Here is a 15,868-nt window from a genome sequence, read left to right as displayed (position 1 = left end):
GTGCACAACGCTGCCGAGCCGAATGGAGCGACCCGACCGATGAAGATCTTCGTTACCGGCGCCACCGGGGCGCTCGGCTCCCACACCGTGCCGGCTCTGATTCGTGCCGGACATACGGTCACCGCGCTGGCCCGCAATCCAGCGAAAGCGGCAGCTCTACGCGCGCAAGGAGCCGAGCCGGTCACCGTGTCGCTATTCGACCGTGACGGGTTGGCCGAAGTATTCATCGGCCACGACGCGGTGGCCAATCTCGCCACCGCGCTGCCGCCCTCGTCGAAGTTCCTCGACAGTCGAGCGTGGACGGAGAACGCGCGAGTACGCACGGAAGGGTCGGCAGCAGTAGCGGCAGCGGCCGGCGCAGCGGGTGTCGACCGGCTGCTCCAGGAGTCGGTCTGCATGATCTACCGCGACAGGGCGGACCGGTGGATCGACGAGCAGTGGGCCACCGATGACTTTCCGTTGGCGCGCACCAACCATGCCGCGGAAGCGAACACGCAACGGTTCATGGATGCGGGCGGAACCGGCGTCGTTCTGCGGTTCGGGCTGTTCTACGGTCCCGAATCCGTCCACAGCCGCGAATTCCTGACGATGGCCCGCCGGGGTATCGCCCCGATGTTCGGGCGAGGTGACAGCTTCGTATCCTCCATCCACCTCGCCGACGCGGGCGAGGCCGTCGCGGCTGCCCTCGAAGTCCCGGCCGGTGTCTACAACGTGGTCGACGATCATCCGATCACCAAGTATCGGTACGCCGACGCGATCGCTCATGCCGCCGGCCGCACCCACTACGTCCGCGCACCCGGCCGCCTCGCGGCACTCCTGGGCGCCCGCACCACCTCCTTGGCCCGATCGCTGCGCGTCAGCAACGCGAAATTCCGGGAAGCAACCCGATGGTCCCCCTCCTTCCCGAGTGCCACCGACGGCTGGGCAGCCTTCGCAACCCTCCCCGGTGATCAGTCCACCCGACGCCAGTCGCGATAGCCCACACCCCGTCGATCGACCCACCGATCGGCTTTACCTGTGGCCGGCAGTCGAGTTGGACTGTGGTAACCATGGCAGGTACGTGCCCCGGCACATGACTGGGGCGATGAGCAGGGGGAGCTATGACCGCGATAGCCGGATTCGGTGCAGTGTCACTCGATAGCCGGGATCCGCACCGGTTAGGGCAGTTCTATCGAGTGCTGTTGGATTTCGAAGTCCGGTACGAATCCGACGAACTGGTCGTTCTCCGGGGCCAAGGGGTGATGCTGACGATCGAACTCGTGGAAAACCACCGACCGCCCGACTGGCCCGGCGACGAGGTCCCCAAGCAAATGCATCTCGATCTCTTCGTCGATGATCTGGATACGGCGGAACGAGCAGCGATCGAGTGTGGCGCAGTCAAGGCCGGCTATCAGCCTGCACCCGACCGCTGGCGGGTGCTGATCGATCCGTCGGGGCACCCCTTCTGCCTCACAGTCCCACCCGGTACGGCGGATTGAGCCTACCGGTAGCGATTCTCATTCCGACCTCTTCAGTTCATAGGGTGAACACTGAGGATCAACTCCACGTGCCGGGGCGCCGCGGCGGGACCTCGAGTTCGGCGACGACGCCGTAGTGGTCACTCGCTTGAACGCCGTCCACGCCCGCAACACCGAAGCGTTCGGCGGACCGAGCTTGGAGGGTCGGGCCGAAACTTGCGCCACGGACCATCACGTAGTCGATCCGCCGCCCTGGCGCCGAGAACATGTCGCCCGCAGCCACGAGCGGGTTTTGTGGAGTGAAGGTGTGTCCCGGATCGCCGGGATGAACCGCCTCCCAGACATCGTGATAGCAGACGCTCATACCCGACAACGACTGGCGACCGGTCAGGAAACGGATGCCGGCGGAGTCCGGGGCCGCATCGAAATCTCCCAGCAAGATGACGTGCTCATCCGGGGAAGGAATCTCACTTCGGATGAATCGTGCCGCCTCGACCGCTTGGAGTTCGCGCTCATGTTCATGGTCGAAGGGAAAGACCGGCTTGTGGTGGGCGATGAACACCGGGCCCAGCGGTGCGGGTGCGAGAACTTCGGCGAGCACCACCGCCGACCACGGGGCAGCTGCGGCCCGGTCGGTTACGCCCAACCCGTGTTCGCGGATCTCGCCGAACGGCCAACGGCCGGCCAGGACCAATCCGATGCCGTCCGGAGTGGTGTGTGAATGCCAGGCGGTATGCCATCCGGGACCGAGGAGATCGTGCAATGCCTCGTCGCGATCGGGGCCGGCATCCACTTCCTGGAGAGCAATGATGTCCGGGCGCGCTTGTTCGATCTGAGCGGCAACTGCTCGCCGCCGAGCGGGCCAGTCGGCGAGCAGAGGCGTGAGGACATTGAACGTTGCGACGCGGATCTGCTGCACAGAGGTTGGACTGGTCACCTCGACATGATCGCAGGTGGGCATCTGACCGCCGACTCCGAGCGCGCGCATATGAACACAGCTGCCCGCCGAAAATGTTGTGGGCCAACACTTCATTCGTTGGCCCACACCTCGGTTCCGGCACCCGCGTTCGAACGGTCCTGGCTGACCTAGAACGCAGGAACACTCGGAGTCCCGCCCGGCGGCTATCCGGTGCGGCGCGTTCGGGTGCTCAGCAGCAGTAACGCGGCCGGTAATGCGATAGCTCCGGCAAGCGCGACCATCAGTAGCGCACCCGTCGCCGGGGCGAGGTGGTCGAGCATGGTCCAGTGCACCAGAAAGTGCGGAACCGACCAGGTCAGATACATGACCAGGGCAGTTCGAACCGCCCACCGGCCGCCGTGCACCGTTGCCGCGCCGAGGACCACGGCGCTGGCGAGCGTCATGGCGCCGTAATCACGCATCAGATGCTCGTTGTAGGCCATACCCATGCCGACCACGGCGAATGCGAAGAAACGGACGGGAAAGAACAGGGCCCAGATACCGACGACTATTTGGACGGCGGCGAGGAACCCGATGCCTGCGCGAATCCCGGCCCACATCACCGGTCTCCTGCACGAGCCGGGCGACTTCCAAGGAATTCGTCGAACGTGATGCGCCCGACCGCGCGGTCCGGGGTGAGATGGTTGCCCGCACGGTAGTCGCGAAATACCTTGCCCGGCAACCGAACCGGACATACCAGGCGTCGACGCCCGACCATCCGGTGGTAGGTGCGGGCCAGTTCGGCCAGGTCACGCACTTGCGGCCCACCCAGATCCGGTACCCGGTTCACGGCCTGGCCGGCGACGATCGTGACGAGCCGGTCCGCCACCTCGGTCACGTCGATCGGCTGCACGCACATCCCGGCCGGCACGATCGTGACCGGCGATAAGCGCTGCGCATCGCAGATCGCCGTGACCAGGTCGTGGAACTGTGTGGTGCGCAGAATCGTCCACGGCAGGCCCGACTCCTCGACCAGGTGTTCGCAGGCGAGCTTGACGCGGTAGTAGCCGAACTCGACGTTTTCGATTCCGACGATGGAGACATACACGAGGTGCGGGGCGCCGGCCGCCCGCGCGGCCTCGATCAGATTGCCGGTGGCGGCCACGTCGCCTTTACCGTTGGTCGTCGCCAAATGCACGATCGTGTCGACACCGGCGACCGCATCGGCCGGCCCGCCGCGCGTGCGCAGATCGCCGATCACCCACTCCTGCGCTGCCGGTTCCCGGGTCTTCCGGGTGAGCACCCGCACCCGGTGCCCGGCATCGAGCAGCCGTGGTACCAGCGCGCGCCCCAGCCGCCCGGTGCCCCCGGTGACCAGTACTGTCTTCGATTCCGCCATAACTCCTCCGTGGTCGGCGAGATTTCTTCTCGACATACACCACTAGGAACCGGGCAGCCCTTCGGAATGTGACAGCCCGTCCAGCTGCCGGCCGGCGAACCGAAGCTTGTCCGGGTTGACGATGATCCGGATATCCGTGAGCCGGCCGTCCACGATCTCCGGTACGAATACCCCGATCAGTGTCGCGGAGAACCGGGCAATACCGGCCGGTGCGCCGTTCACCTCATGAATGGACACGGTCAGACCGGCACCGAAGCGGACGGTGATCGATGCCAGGTATCGGGCGACCTTCGCCGCACCGCGAACCGGGCGCCGCGCCACTCCCGGGGCGCCGTTACCGTCCGCGACGGATATCGCATCCTCGGCCAGCATCAGCTCCAAGGCGGCCAGGTCGCCGCCTTGCGCCGCGTCGAGGAACCGCTCGACCAGCTCCCGGTGTGCACGCATATCCCCGGCGCCGGAGCGTTGCCCGGTGCCGGTGAGCCGGTTGCGCGCCCGATGATGCAATTGACGGCAGTTCGAGTCCGACAGCTCGAGCACCGCGGCCACCTCACTGTGGCTGTACCCGAACGCTTCGCGAAGCACGAATACCGCGCGCTCGGCCGGGGTGAGCCGCTCGGCGAGCAGCAGGAACCCCAGCGACACGGTGTCGCGCTGCTCGGCGGTCTCCAGCGGATCGAGTACACCGTCACCGGTCAGCACCGGTTCCGGCAGCCAGGGACCGATATAGGTCTCCCGCCGATACCTGGCCGATCCCAGTAGGTTCAGGCAGAGATTCGTCGCAACCTTCACGAGCCACGCATCCGGCTTCGCGACCGTGCCCGGCTCGACGCGCTGCCAACGCAGGAAGGTGTCCTGCACGATATCTTCCGCGTCCGCGGCAGACCCGAGCATCCGGTACGCCAACCCGAACAACCGCCCGCGTTGCCGCTCGAAGTCGTCGACAGTCCCCTGCGTCACCACCTCAGTCTTGCGCACCGCGCATCCAGCGAAGGACCGAGGTCTCGGCCCGCCGAGTCACCGCAAGCTACGGTCCGTGGCCTCCCGGCGATAATCGCCGAGCCCGGGAGGCCGTCATATCGACGACCACACCGCCGCTGTTCTGCGCCGGATCACCGTAGCTGCGCCCGAGGCCTCGGGCGATCACACCGCGCGGTCCGGCCTCCCGGACGGTTTTCGCGGCGTAGAGGCGTCATTTCCGGCCGAAGGCGAGTGCGACATTGTGTCCCCCGAACCCGAACGAATTGTTGATCGCGTAGTCGATTCGACCGCGGCGGGGCGCGCCGGCGACGATATCGAGGTCGATCGCGGGGTCCTGATGATCCAGGTTCAGGGTCGGTGGGATGACCTCGTCGCGAAGGGTGAGAACTGTCAGTACCGATTCCAGTGCGCCGGCGGCTCCGATCGAATGGCCCAGCGCCGATTTCGGCGCGTACACCGCGGGATGGGTGCCGATGGCCTGGTTGATCGCGGACGCTTCGGCGGTATCGCCGATCGGGGTCGCGGTGGCGTGCGCGTTGACATGGGTGATGTCTTGTTCGGTCAGGCCCGCGGTCTGTATCGCACGGGTGATCGCGCGCGCCGCGCCGGCGCCCTGGGGGTCGGGCGCGACGAGATGGAAACCGTCGGAGGTGATTCCGGCACCGAGCAAGCGGGCGAGGACGGTGGCGCCGCGGGCTCGGGCGTGTTCCTCGGTTTCGAGGATCAGCAGGGCGCCCGCTTCGCCGAAGACGAAACCGTCGCGGTCGGCGTCGAAGGGGCGCGAGGCCCCTTGCGGGTCGTCGTTGCGGGTACTCATCGCCCGCATCATCGTGAACGCCGCGATCGGCACGGGATCGATATAGCCTTCGACACCTCCGGCGACCACCATATCGGCGTCGCCCATCGCGATCATCTGCCAGGCCCGTGCGATCGCTTCGGAACCGGACGAGCACGCCGATACCGGGGTCACCACGCCGGCGCGGGCCTGGAGTTCGAGGCCGACCACGGCTGCCGGGCCGTTGGGCATCATCATCTGGACCGCCAGTGGCGAAACCCGCCGGTACCCGCCACTTTCGAGAGTGTCACGCGATTCCACGACGGCATCACCGCCGCCCTGACCGGTGCCGATCGCCACCGCGAGCCGCTCCCGGTCGACCTCCGGGCTACCCGCGTTGCGCCAGATTTCCCGCCCGAGCACCGTGGCCAGGCGTTCCACATAGGCCAGACGCCGCAATTCCACCCGGGTCAGATGCGTTTCCGGCCGGACCTTCAACGGCCCGCCGATCCGCACGGGGAGGTCGTATTCCCGGACCCAGCTCTCCTCCAGGCGCCCGATGCCGGAGGCCCCTTCCAGTAGGCCGGTCCAGGTCGCATCGATATCTCCGGCGAGAGAGGTCGAGGCCGCCACCGCTGTGACGACGATATCGGGGAACCTCCCGTCGACCGCGAACGGATTACGAACCCGCACCATGCGCCTCCCTGCTCAGCCGGTAATCGGCTATCGACCCTCTGGTTGTCCCCTCGACTACGTGAGCATTCCATCGAAACCCCTGGAGCGGACGAGAATCTCCAGATGCGCTGTGGGTTTCCGGGCTACTGCCAGGTTGCGGAATCGGGGTCGATGCCGTGCGCGCGGGCGGCGGCGTCGACGATGCGGCGGAACCAGGTGGCGAGGCCGGCGCGGATCCCGTCGTAGTGGGCGGCGAAGCCCGGATCGTCTTCGTACATGCGGCCCAGGCAGACCTGCATCTGCCTGCTGAGGGGAAAGTACGCGGAACCGAACACTTCGCGGTGCCGCTCGACGAGCCGATTCGCTTCCGGACTGCCGGGGTCGATACCCGCGTCCATCGCGTCGGCGAGCGCGCGGTCGAGGGCGGTGACGCTGTCGGCGACGGCCTGCCATTGTTCCGGATTCCGGGCCGCCGAGCGTTCGGCGTATTGCTGCCATTGCGCGGTATCGCCGTAGCGTTCCCGGGCTCGGGCCGGCCAGTCCGGGTTCCATCGGGGCCCGAAGACCTCGGCCTGCTGGTCGGCGGTGAGCAGTGGGCCGCGTTCGTGGGCTTCGATCATCCGGTCGAGGCCGGCGCCGAGCCGCTGGAGGCGGTCGATACGTTCGGCGACCTGGGCTCGCTGGGCGCGCAACGCTTCGGCCACATCGGCGTCCGGGTCGTCCATGATGCGCTGGATCCGGTCCAAACCGAGACCGAGTTCTCGGTAGACGACGATGCGGTGCAGGCGTTCGAGGTCGTGCGCCGTGTACAGCCGGTACCCGGCGGCCGTACGCAGCGAGGGCCGCGCCAGGCCGATCTCATCCCAGTGGTGCAGTGCGCGAACCGTCACACCCAGTCGTGTCGCGGCCTGACCGACGGTCAGACCGTCGGCGTGGGCGGTGTCGGTCATGCTTTCCGTTCTCAGAATCCCGTCGCACACCCGGACAGCACGACATACAGATAGGGCCCATGGACGGCCACCACCACCACGGCGAAAACGAGAAACTGAATGCCCAGCGTCGATGCCGGGAGCACTGCCGAACGGGCTCGGGTGGGCGATACCAGGTGGCCGATCCGGTCGGGCCCCGCGGCATGGAGCAGTAGATCCGCCAGAGGTGGACCCGGAGCTGCGGTGGGGTGGCTTCCGGGCGTACCGAGTTTGAGCAGTGCGCTCGCCAATGCCGGTGTGCCCGCGTGATCGCGGGCCGCGTTGTCCGCCGCGATCTCGAGATAGTGCGGGATCGCGTCGGCGATGGCCGATACCAACGGCACCCAGCGCAACGGCCAGGTCAGCGTACCGAGCAGCGTCAGGATCACATGGTGGTGCTGGCGCAGGTGGGCGCTTTCGTGCTCGAGGACCGCCGCGAGCTCATCGGACTCCAGCGAGGCATACAGTCCGTCGGAGACGACGATCCCGCCGTACCGGCGCGGCAGGGAGAACGCCACCGGCCGTGGATCGTCGATCACCAGGACGCGATGCCCGCCGATGCACGCCGTGCGGGCTCGGTCCGCGAGCGCCCGCGCGGCCGACCGGGTGGCGCGGTGGCGGCGCAGCCACCGCGGTATCCCCAGCCCCAGCAGGGCGACCGACGCGAACGCCGGTAGCAGCAGAAGCATCACGACGGGTATCGCCGTGTCCACGGTGGTCGGGGCAAACGGGCTGGCGGCATCCAGGCACTGCCGGCACGCTTCGGCGAACGGCGCGGGAAGCACACTCGGACCGGTGACCAGCCACGCCGCCATCAGGCTCAGTGACGCGACGGCGAGGACCCACAGCAGCAGACTGCCGGTGAGGACGAGTACGGCTGTCCGGGGTACCCGCGTGAGCGCCGGTGCGGCGGCACGGACAAGCCCGGGCCCGCCCACCGAGGACGCGGCCAGTCCGAGCGCCAGAACGGCCGGGACGATCAGTGCGTTCATCCGCTGTGCCCGCTCCGGTCGAGGTAGTCGCGGAGCAGCCGCAGGTCACGCTGATCGATATCGTCGATGAAATGCAGGATCGACGCCATCGGGTCGTTGCTGGTGGACAGCGCCTGTTTCATGAGCTGGGCGGCGTGTTTCTCCCGGGTGTGGCGCGGCGCGTAGCGCACGGACCGGCCTTCCCGTTCGGGGGTGACGAGTTGTTTGCGTTCGAGGTTGGTCAGCACGGTGGCGATGGTGGTGTAGGCGAGGTCACCGCCGAGCCGGGTGATCACCTGCCGGATCGTGGCGGCTCCGTGATCCCACAGCACGTCCATCACCTGTTGTTCGAGGGCCCCCAGCCGCACCGGCTCGGACTGCTGATCGCGCTTCTTCCCGGACACCATGACCTCCCTACCGTACTGCAGGCACCGGGCATACGACCTGGCCCTGGAGTCGCCGCACGACGGCGACCGCGAACAGCACGAGCGCGGTCGCGGCCAGAACCGGCTGGGCGGGCGCGAACCAGGTGAGGGCCCCGGTGTAGCCGAGGGCGAGTAGCGCGATCTTGTTGCAGACCGGGCAGCCGACCGCGAACCAGGCCAGCACCGCGGCGAATCCGCCGAGCCGGGCGCTGCGCCGGTCCGAACCGTCACCGGCTGCCGCCGGTTCGTCGGACCGGGAAGTCGCTGCGGCGCCCGGGCGAACGTAGGTGGCGAACAAGATCCCGGTGAGAGCGGACGTGACAATCCACACCGGGTAGTTCCACGGCTCGGGCGGTATCTCCCGCCCGAAGACCGGGTTCGGAATCAGGACGGTGACGAGACCGACCACCACACCGACCACCACAGCCGCCGTCGCGGCCAGGCCCAGCTGCCGAGGACTCCACGCAACCAACGCCTGCGCCGCGAGACCCAGCGACGCTTTCCGGCGACTCACCCACTGTTCGATCCGACGCACAGTTTTACTATGCCGGATAGTCGACTATCTTGCATAGTCGACTATCCGAGATAGTCGAGACGCCCACCACCCGACCACCCGATGCCGGTGTAGCGCGCCGGGCGGCAGCACCCTCCGACCAGTAAGGAGCACGACGATTTCCTCGCAGGACACTCCCACTCGCTCGCTTCCATGGAAGGCCATTGCGCTCGGCGCGATAGCCGTCGCACTGCTGTCCATCGGCGCCGCGATCAGCATGAGTACCGGCAACGATCGATCCCCGGCCGCGTCGCCGGCCACCGAAGGAAACAGCGCCCTGCTGGACCTGGCGCGCCGCGACGACAACGACCCGTTCGCCATCGGCGCCGTCGACGCCCCGGTCGTCGTCATCGAGTACGCCGATTTCACGTGCCCCTACTGCAGTGCCTTCGCGGTCAACACCCTCCCGGCGCTCCTCGAGGAGTACGTCGAGGCCGGTCACGTTCGTATCGAATGGCGCGATACCCCCATCCTCACCGAGCACTCCGTCGAAACGGCGATCGCCGGACGAGCAGCGGCGGAACAGGACCTGTTCTGGGAGTTCTCACGAGAGCTGTTCGCGCACACCTATTCCGGTCCCAAGGACTATCAGCGCGAAACCCTGATCGACATCGCAGGCAAGGTCGCGGGTCTCGATACCGCGGCGTTCACCGCCGCATTGGACGATCCCGCACTGGCGGCAGCCGTGGACCAGGAGGCCGACGATTCCCGGAATCTCGGGGTATCGGGGACGCCCACCTTCGTCGTGGGCGACCAGATACTCCAAGGCGCGCAGCCCGTCGACGCTTTCCGGCAGGTCATCGACGCACAGCTCGAGGAAGTGGACTGATGGATATCGGCTACGCCGGCGCCTTCCTCGGCGGCATACTCAGCCTCTTGTCACCGTGTTCGGTCATGCTGCTGCCCGCGTTCTTCGCCTACGCGTTCTCCGACCCCGCCACGCTCGTCGCGCGCACCGGGGTCTTCTACCTCGGACTGATCACCACCCTCGTACCGCTGGGCGTCTTCGCCGGTACCGTCGGGGCGTTTCTCAACGAGAACCGCGGTGTGCTGCTCACCCTCGTCGCCGGCGTGGTGATCCTGTTCGGTGTCATCCAGCTGGCCGGGATCCCGATTCCGGGTTTGTCCCGCACTTCCCGGCCGGGCAGCGACGCCGGCCGCGCCTGGACCGTCTACATTCTCGGCACGGCATACGGGGTCGCGGGCGTCTGCACCGGCCCCATTCTCGGCTCCGTCCTGATGATCGCCGCGGTCGGCGCGAGCCCCGCCTACGGGGCCATCCTGCTCGCGGTCTACGCGGCCGGAATGGCTCTACCGCTGCTGGTGCTCGCCCTGATGTGGAAGCGATGGTCGACCGGACTCCGCGCCGCGCTCACCCCACGGGAACTCACGGTCGGCCGCTGGACGAACAGCTGGCACGCGATCATCTCCGGCCTGCTGTCCACCGCCCTCGGCGTTCTCCTGCTGTTCGTGGCCCGCGACCCGGAAGCCGGCGGCATCCTGTCCATCGCCGACCAGTACCGGATCGAGACGGGTGTGGCCGAACTCGGCGGGCAGGTGTCGAACATCTTCGTGCTGGTACTGTGCCTGGTCATCGGGGCAGCGGCGTGGTGGTTCCGGCGTCGCGCACACCGCAGAAAGAACCTACCTTCTTGACAGTTACTGTCACATAGGTAGAGACTTCCGTTAGACAGTTCCATCAGTGGACTGACCAACAGGAGGTGCGCGGTGTCCTTGCGGGAGCGTCAGCGGCGGCAGGTTCGCGCGGAAATCCAGAGCGCGGCATTCACGTTGTTCGCGCGCTCCGGATTCGATGCGGTGACCACAGAACAGATCGCCGCGGCCGCAGGGGTATCCCCCAGCACGTACTTCCGGCATGTGCGCAGCAAAGAGGACCTCCTCCTCGACCCCGTGCGGGAAGGCGGCGCGGGAATCGCGGCCCTGCTCGAAGGCCGGCCGGCGGAAGAGCCCGCCGATATCGCACTCGCACAATCCATCCTCGCCCGTTCCGGCGCCCTCGCCACAGACGAACTCGAACAGTGGCGGGCAGCATTCGCTACCGCACCACACCTGCTCGACCGGGTCGCCCTGGTCCCGGCAGACCATCGAAAGCGACTGGTGGAGTTGGCAGCCCGGCGCATGGGCACCGATCCGGTGACCGACAGCAGCCCCGGCCTGCTGGTGCACCTCATGCTCGCGGCCGCCGAGTTCGGGTACCTGCAGTGGTTGCGCAGCACCAGAAATCACTCGGCATCCCTACCCGTCTGCGTCGAGGCGGCAGTCGCCGCGGTCCTCGACGACCGATGGCGGAAACGTCGCTGACGCCCATCGCCCACGATTCGAAGCAGAGAAGGCTCCCATGAAGCAGGACACCGTTATTCCGGATTCGGTCGACGTCGTGATCGTCGGCTCGGGAGCGGCGGGTATGACCGCGGCGATCACCGCGGCCCGGCACGGCCTGTCCACGGTGGTGGTGGAGAAAGCGAGCCGATGGGGCGGTTCCACCGCCCGCTCCGGCGGCGGCGTCTGGATTCCCGGCAATCCGGTACTCCGCCGCGAGGCGCCCGCCGACGATATCGACGCGGCCCGCGCCTACCTCACCGCCATCATCGGCGACGGGGTCGCACCGGAGATGATCGACACCTATATCGACCGCGGTGCGGAGGCATTCGAGTTCCTCGCCCGGCACGCACCGCTGGCAATGCGCTGGGTGCCCGGATACAGCGACTACTACCCCGAAGCCCCGGGCGGGCGGTCGCACGGCCGATCGGTCGAACCGGAACCCTTCGACGCCCGCACACTCGGTGCCGAACTCGCCACCATGGAACCCGACTACTCCAAGGCCCCGCGTAATTTCGTGCTGACCCAGGCCGATTTCCGGCAGATCCATCTCGGGCTGCGCAATCCACGGGCCCCGTTCCGCGTGTTCCGGATCGGGGCACGCTGGGCCGCGGGCCGCCTACGCGGGCGGCATCTACTCGCGCGCGGTCAGGCCTTGAGCGCCATGCTGCGCGTCGGCATGCGCGATGCCGGTGTGCCGCTACTGCTGGACACCGCGCTGGTGGAACTCCGGACGACCGGCGAACGGGTCACCGGTGTCGTGATCCGCCGCGAGGGCATCGACCACGCAATTACCGCACGACACGGAGTGATCCTGGCCTGCGGCGGTTTCGAGAAAAACGACACCATGCGTAAGCAGTACCAGCGTGAACCGATCGGCACCGAATGGACCGTCGGCGCGGCAGCCAACACCGGCGACGGTATCCGCGCGAGCCAGGCCATCGGCGCGGCCACCGCATTCATGGACGACGCCTGGTGGGGCCCCTCGATCCCGCTCCCCCGCATGCCCTGGTTCTGCCTGGCCGAGCGAAACCTGCCCGGCAGTCTGATAGTCAACGACCGTGGTGTGCGGTTCATGAACGAATCACTGCCCTATGTCGAGGCCACCCATCGCATGTACGGCGGGGAATACGGGCAGGGCGACGGCCCCGGCACCAACATCCCGGCCTGGCTGATCTTCGACCAGCGCTACCGCAACCGTTATCTCTTCGCCGGCCTGCCACCCCGGCAACCGCTGCCTCGGCGCTGGTTCGACACCGGCGTACTCTCCCGCGCAGATGCGGTCAGCGAACTCGCGGACAAGATCGGGGTGCCGGCGGATCATCTCGCCGCCACGGTCGCCCGGTTCAATACCTTCGCCCATTCCGGTACCGACGAGGATTTCGGCCGCGGCACCGGAGCCTACGACCGCTACTACGGAGACCCACGCCAACGCCCGAACCCGAACCTGGGCGCCTTGGAAACCGGGCCCTTCTACGCCGCGCGACTCGTCCCCGGCGACCTCGGCACCAAAGGCGGTCTGGTAACCGATATCGACGCCCGTGTTCAACGGGCCGACGGCACCGTCATCCCCGGCCTCTACGCAGCCGGCAACACCAGCGCCCCCGTCATGGGCCACACCTATGCCGGCCCAGGAGCCACCATCGGCCCGGCCATCGTTTTCGGTTATCTGGCCGCGCTCCACGCCACCGGCCGGCACCTCCGGAACGCAACCTGTTCGACCACCCCGTGAGGGCCCGGCTTGCACTGTCACGGGCTCACCGTTGCTGGATGCGATCCAGGCAGTCCCTCCACTGCGTTGCGTCATATCCGCCGCACTCGGCGCCACCGAAACGCACTGACCGACCGATCGCGTCTTTACCTCGGCGGTAATTGCCGCCCGGCACAGCCCGACCTACCGTCACACCATGTCCGCCTACGGCTTTGCCCATCTACGTAACCGCAGACCGCACCCCGACATAATCGAATATCTGGAGCGCATCCAGGCCACGCTGGACCCTTTCGGTGGCCGATTCGTCATCCACGGCCCTCCGGCCGAAATCCTGGAAGGTGACTGGCCGGGAAGCATGGTACTGATCGAGTTCCCGGATATGAATCAAGCCCGCGACTGGTACCACTCGCCCGCATACCAGGAGATACTGGCCCTGCGCGCCGATCACATCGACGGCGACCTCCTGCTGATCGAGGGGGTCGGCCGCGATTACGATCCACGCGAACGCGCCGGGAAATTGCGCGCCGGAACACCGGAGGGCTGATCCTTTCGCCGCCTCAGGGGCGCGAACCGAAAGCTAACCTTGGCAACCATGTGCAGATTCGTGGCCGGATCCACGGTGCAGCGGCGCGAAGTGCTGCACGGCCAGGTGTGGATGACGATGCCGGTGCAAGTCGTCGCGGACGACGAGGTGCTTGCTGTCTGGATCGACGACGGCACTCCCTTCACGTTTGTGCCACATCCGTTCGGTCCGCATCCGTGGTCGGGAAACGACCGGTGGACCGGCAGCAGTGTGCTGCAGCTGTATCGCCCCGGCGACGCCTATTCGGTGTGGGCGTTCTTCCGCCGTGGCCGGTTCGATCACTGGTACATCAATTTCGAAATGCCTTACCGCCGGGGCGACGGCTACTTCGATACCGACGATCACGGGCTCGATATCGTCGCCCGGGACGGTACGTGGCAGTGGAAGGACCGCGAGGATGTCGCGGAACAGGTTGCCTGTGGTCGCCTCACACCCGGCCAGGCCGATGCGGTGTGGCGGGAAGCCGAACGCGTCGCGTCTGCCCTGGACAACGGGAACTGCTGGTGGATTCCGCGTTGGCGGAACTGGAAACCCGCACACCGCGAATGACGTCGCTCAGGCGGGCCGGGGTGCGTACATGATGACGGCGACTCCGATGAGGCAGATCGTGGCGCCGGCGACGTCCCACCGGTCGGGGCGGAAACCGTCGAGCGCCATACCCCACAGCAGTGATCCGGCAACGAACACACCACCGTAGGCGGCGAGGATGCGGCCGAAGTGGGCGTCGGGCTGGAGGGTGGCAACGAAACCGTAGAGGCCGAGTGCGATGACACCGGCCCCGATCCAGGCCCAGCCGCGGTGTTCGCGCACACCCTGCCAAACCAGCCACGCCCCGCCGATTTCCGCGACGGCAGCCAGGGCGAACAACAGGATGGAACGCAGCACGGTCATGAGCGGAGCCTAGCCATCGGGGCGGCAGGGCCGGGACACGACTTTCCGGTCCCCTCAGGCCCTCGTGGGTGCCGGGCCCGGCTCGTGCACGCCTATTCGGCCCATCCGCGGAGTATCGTGCGGAGTTCGTCTTTCGGGATATCGGGCCACGGCTCGGGGTTACGGGAGAGGCGCGTGTCGTACCAGTCGACCCAGTGTTCCAGACGGTTCGGGTCTTCGGATATGAAGCGGGGCACGGTCTCTGTGGTCATCGTTATTCCGCGCCAGTCTTCCATCGTGCGGTACATGTCGAGTGCTGCTCCACTGTCGGCCGAAGAGACCGACGGCGGCATCCGGTCGAGCCACATATCGGTGGCCTCGGCGCGGGTTGTGTCATCGATGTGTGCCTGTTTCAGTCTGCCTGGCCTGGTTTCGGGCGATCACCCGAGCTCGGCCGTGTTCGGGATGGGCTCGCCGTGTCGGCGCAGGATGGGGATCCGCACTGTGGGGCAGAGACGCACCCGAATTCGGGCCGGGAGGCTCTTGGGAGGGTTCAGACCTCGCCCTCGAGGGTGAGCACGACCAGCGGCATGGGGCGGTCGATCTTGGACTGGAAGTCCGCCAGCAGGGGGTTGTCGGCCAGTACCCAGGCCGCGAACTCGTCGTAGTCCACGCCTTCGAGCACCTTGCCGGTCGCCTGGTAGGTCTTGGCCCGGAGTTCGATGGTGACCTGGGGGTTCGCCTTGATGTTGTACCACCAGGCCGGGTACTTGTCTTCGATGAACGAGCTCACGTACATGGTGTCGCCCCGGTACAACGGCCCCAGCGGAGTCGTGTGCCGCTTGCCGCTCTTGGCTCCCGTGGTGGTGAGCAGGATGAGGTCACCGCCCGCGTAAGCGCCACCCACTTTGCCCGAGTTCTCCCGGAACTCCTTGATCACGTCATCGTTCCAGTTGGCGATGCTGCCCTCCTGGTCCCAGGACTGGTTCCACGGCGCGTTCGGATCGTTGTAGTCGGTGATATCGGCCTGATCAGGCTGACCCGCGGTCGCTTCGGTTTCGCTCATGATCCGAGTGTGCCTCGAATTCAAGTCAGTTTCCGTCCTCAATCGGTCGCAGCGCCGGACAAAGGCGTCTCCTTCGAATACGTCCGGCGTTACGACGAGTATCGCCAGGAAGGCCGACAGCACTCCGATCTCCGCCTGATACTCCCGCCGACGCGGTCTGGCCCGCCGGTATCGGCCGGTGTGCTCGGCGACACCT

20 protein-coding genes are annotated in these 15,868 nt (G+C 67.0%); 8 read left to right on the top strand and 12 right to left on the bottom strand.

The annotated features are described in order from the left end of the window. Positions 1 to 39: 39 nt before the first annotated feature. A complete protein-coding gene (locus NFL01S_RS32620) occupies positions 40 to 978 on the top strand; it encodes an NAD-dependent epimerase/dehydratase family protein (RefSeq protein WP_062980179.1) in 939 nt (312 codons plus the stop codon). A gap of 122 nt (positions 979 to 1,100) precedes the next feature. Then, positions 1,101 to 1,478: a VOC family protein gene (locus NFL01S_RS32615; protein WP_062980178.1), complete on the top strand. Its 378-nt coding sequence runs from the start codon at positions 1,101 to 1,103 to the stop codon at positions 1,476 to 1,478. A gap of 58 nt (positions 1,479 to 1,536) precedes the next feature. On the opposite strand, the gene NFL01S_RS32610 is transcribed toward NFL01S_RS32615, so the two are convergent. The 9 genes from NFL01S_RS32610 to NFL01S_RS32570 form a co-directional block, all read right to left on the bottom strand. After that, complete coding sequence (locus NFL01S_RS32610) at positions 1,537 to 2,394, bottom strand: endonuclease/exonuclease/phosphatase family protein (protein ID WP_168433980.1); 858 nt, start codon at positions 2,392 to 2,394, stop codon at positions 1,537 to 1,539. A gap of 185 nt (positions 2,395 to 2,579) precedes the next feature. Continuing rightward, positions 2,580 to 2,975 carry a hypothetical protein gene (locus NFL01S_RS32605; RefSeq protein ID WP_062980176.1) on the bottom strand — a complete coding sequence of 132 codons (396 nt, stop codon included), beginning with the start codon at positions 2,973 to 2,975 and terminating at the stop codon, positions 2,580 to 2,582. Then, positions 2,975 to 3,754 carry an SDR family oxidoreductase gene (locus NFL01S_RS32600; protein WP_062980175.1) on the bottom strand — a complete coding sequence of 260 codons (780 nt, stop codon included), beginning with the start codon at positions 3,752 to 3,754 and terminating at the stop codon, positions 2,975 to 2,977. The genes NFL01S_RS32605 and NFL01S_RS32600 overlap by 1 nt, the downstream gene beginning before the upstream one ends. Before the next feature lie 42 nt (positions 3,755 to 3,796). Further along, positions 3,797 to 4,732 carry an RNA polymerase sigma factor SigJ gene (gene sigJ / locus NFL01S_RS32595; protein WP_245670990.1) on the bottom strand — a complete coding sequence of 312 codons (936 nt, stop codon included), beginning with the start codon at positions 4,730 to 4,732 and terminating at the stop codon, positions 3,797 to 3,799. A 214-nt stretch (positions 4,733 to 4,946) separates the two neighbouring features. Continuing rightward, on the bottom strand, positions 4,947 to 6,206 hold the full coding sequence (locus NFL01S_RS32590; protein ID WP_062980174.1) for a KasA/KasB family beta-ketoacyl-ACP synthase: 1,260 nt from the start codon (positions 6,204 to 6,206) through the stop codon (positions 4,947 to 4,949). A 122-nt stretch (positions 6,207 to 6,328) separates the two neighbouring features. Next, positions 6,329 to 7,135 carry a MerR family transcriptional regulator gene (locus NFL01S_RS32585; RefSeq protein WP_062980173.1) on the bottom strand — a complete coding sequence of 269 codons (807 nt, stop codon included), beginning with the start codon at positions 7,133 to 7,135 and terminating at the stop codon, positions 6,329 to 6,331. Positions 7,136 to 7,146: 11 nt separating this feature from the next. After that, entirely contained in the window at positions 7,147 to 8,145 is a 999-nt protein-coding gene (locus NFL01S_RS32580; RefSeq protein ID WP_062980172.1) for a M56 family metallopeptidase, read from the bottom strand. Next, positions 8,142 to 8,528 carry a BlaI/MecI/CopY family transcriptional regulator gene (locus NFL01S_RS32575; protein ID WP_281181565.1) on the bottom strand — a complete coding sequence of 129 codons (387 nt, stop codon included), beginning with the start codon at positions 8,526 to 8,528 and terminating at the stop codon, positions 8,142 to 8,144. Before NFL01S_RS32575 ends, NFL01S_RS32580 begins: the two co-directional genes overlap by 4 nt. A 10-nt stretch (positions 8,529 to 8,538) precedes the next feature. Next, on the bottom strand, positions 8,539 to 9,084 hold the full coding sequence (locus tag NFL01S_RS32570; RefSeq protein WP_062980170.1) for a hypothetical protein: 546 nt from the start codon (positions 9,082 to 9,084) through the stop codon (positions 8,539 to 8,541). A gap of 235 nt (positions 9,085 to 9,319) precedes the next feature. Here NFL01S_RS32570 and NFL01S_RS32565 point away from each other — a divergent pair, with 235 nt between their 5' ends. From NFL01S_RS32565 to NFL01S_RS32540, 6 genes are all read left to right on the top strand, one after another. Then, entirely contained in the window at positions 9,320 to 9,931 is a 612-nt protein-coding gene (locus tag NFL01S_RS32565) for a DsbA family protein (protein WP_062980169.1), read from the top strand. Beyond that, complete coding sequence (locus NFL01S_RS32560) at positions 9,931 to 10,758, top strand: cytochrome c biogenesis CcdA family protein (protein ID WP_062980168.1); 828 nt, start codon at positions 9,931 to 9,933, stop codon at positions 10,756 to 10,758. The genes NFL01S_RS32565 and NFL01S_RS32560 overlap by 1 nt, the downstream gene beginning before the upstream one ends. Before the next feature lie 72 nt (positions 10,759 to 10,830). After that, positions 10,831 to 11,424 (top strand): TetR/AcrR family transcriptional regulator, encoded by a 594-nt coding sequence (locus NFL01S_RS32555; protein WP_062980167.1) that lies wholly within the window; start codon positions 10,831 to 10,833, stop codon positions 11,422 to 11,424. 37 nt (positions 11,425 to 11,461) lie between these two features. Further along, complete coding sequence (gene kstD, locus NFL01S_RS32550) at positions 11,462 to 13,174, top strand: 3-oxosteroid 1-dehydrogenase (RefSeq protein WP_062980166.1); 1,713 nt, start codon at positions 11,462 to 11,464, stop codon at positions 13,172 to 13,174. A 175-nt stretch (positions 13,175 to 13,349) separates the two neighbouring features. Next, positions 13,350 to 13,697 (top strand): DUF1330 domain-containing protein, encoded by a 348-nt coding sequence (locus NFL01S_RS32545; protein ID WP_062980165.1) that lies wholly within the window; start codon positions 13,350 to 13,352, stop codon positions 13,695 to 13,697. Between the two features lie 48 nt (positions 13,698 to 13,745). Beyond that, entirely contained in the window at positions 13,746 to 14,285 is a 540-nt protein-coding gene (locus NFL01S_RS32540; RefSeq protein ID WP_062980164.1) for a ribonuclease FAU-1 family protein, read from the top strand. Positions 14,286 to 14,291: 6 nt separating this feature from the next. Here the strand turns inward: NFL01S_RS32540 and NFL01S_RS32535 are convergent, their stop codons facing one another. The 3 genes from NFL01S_RS32535 to NFL01S_RS32525 form a co-directional block, all read right to left on the bottom strand. Then, positions 14,292 to 14,627: a YnfA family protein gene (locus tag NFL01S_RS32535; protein ID WP_062980163.1), complete on the bottom strand. Its 336-nt coding sequence runs from the start codon at positions 14,625 to 14,627 to the stop codon at positions 14,292 to 14,294. A gap of 92 nt (positions 14,628 to 14,719) precedes the next feature. Further along, positions 14,720 to 14,878: a hypothetical protein gene (locus tag NFL01S_RS35975; RefSeq protein ID WP_157117249.1), complete on the bottom strand. Its 159-nt coding sequence runs from the start codon at positions 14,876 to 14,878 to the stop codon at positions 14,720 to 14,722. 281 nt (positions 14,879 to 15,159) lie between these two features. After that, on the bottom strand, positions 15,160 to 15,672 hold the full coding sequence (locus NFL01S_RS32525; RefSeq protein WP_062980161.1) for a nitroreductase/quinone reductase family protein: 513 nt from the start codon (positions 15,670 to 15,672) through the stop codon (positions 15,160 to 15,162). Positions 15,673 to 15,868 lie beyond the last annotated feature (196 nt).

Origin of the sequence: Nocardia flavorosea NBRC 108225, from assembly GCF_001613385.1 — a bacterium.
GTDB classification, from domain to species: Bacteria; Actinomycetota; Actinomycetes; order Mycobacteriales; family Mycobacteriaceae; genus Nocardia; species Nocardia flavorosea.
Note: the sequence above shows the minus strand (reverse complement) of the source record. Positions and strands in the feature narration are given on the sequence as shown.

Bases quoted from the DNA above. Each gene is read 5' to 3' on its own strand.
- NFL01S_RS32620 (WP_062980179.1), top strand. From the start codon at position 40: ATGAAGATCTTCGTTACCGGCGCCACCGGGGCGCTCGGCTCCCACACC.
- NFL01S_RS32615 (WP_062980178.1), top strand. From the start codon at position 1,101: ATGACCGCGATAGCCGGATTCGGTGCAGTGTCACTCGATAGCCGGGAT.
- NFL01S_RS32605 (WP_062980176.1), bottom strand. From the start codon at position 2,975: ATGTGGGCCGGGATTCGCGCAGGCATCGGGTTCCTCGCCGCCGTCCAA.
- NFL01S_RS32600 (WP_062980175.1), bottom strand. From the start codon at position 3,754: ATGGCGGAATCGAAGACAGTACTGGTCACCGGGGGCACCGGGCGGCTG.
- NFL01S_RS32590 (WP_062980174.1), bottom strand. From the start codon at position 6,206: ATGGTGCGGGTTCGTAATCCGTTCGCGGTCGACGGGAGGTTCCCCGAT.
- NFL01S_RS32585 (WP_062980173.1), bottom strand. From the start codon at position 7,135: ATGACCGACACCGCCCACGCCGACGGTCTGACCGTCGGTCAGGCCGCG.
- NFL01S_RS32580 (WP_062980172.1), bottom strand. From the start codon at position 8,145: ATGAACGCACTGATCGTCCCGGCCGTTCTGGCGCTCGGACTGGCCGCG.
- NFL01S_RS32565 (WP_062980169.1), top strand. From the start codon at position 9,320: ATGAGTACCGGCAACGATCGATCCCCGGCCGCGTCGCCGGCCACCGAA.
- NFL01S_RS32560 (WP_062980168.1), top strand. From the start codon at position 9,931: ATGGATATCGGCTACGCCGGCGCCTTCCTCGGCGGCATACTCAGCCTC.
- kstD (WP_062980166.1), top strand. From the start codon at position 11,462: ATGAAGCAGGACACCGTTATTCCGGATTCGGTCGACGTCGTGATCGTC.
- NFL01S_RS32545 (WP_062980165.1), top strand. From the start codon at position 13,350: ATGTCCGCCTACGGCTTTGCCCATCTACGTAACCGCAGACCGCACCCC.
- NFL01S_RS32540 (WP_062980164.1), top strand. From the start codon at position 13,746: ATGTGCAGATTCGTGGCCGGATCCACGGTGCAGCGGCGCGAAGTGCTG.
- NFL01S_RS32535 (WP_062980163.1), bottom strand. From the start codon at position 14,627: ATGACCGTGCTGCGTTCCATCCTGTTGTTCGCCCTGGCTGCCGTCGCG.
- NFL01S_RS35975 (WP_157117249.1), bottom strand. From the start codon at position 14,878: ATGACCACAGAGACCGTGCCCCGCTTCATATCCGAAGACCCGAACCGT.
- NFL01S_RS32525 (WP_062980161.1), bottom strand. From the start codon at position 15,672: ATGAGCGAAACCGAAGCGACCGCGGGTCAGCCTGATCAGGCCGATATC.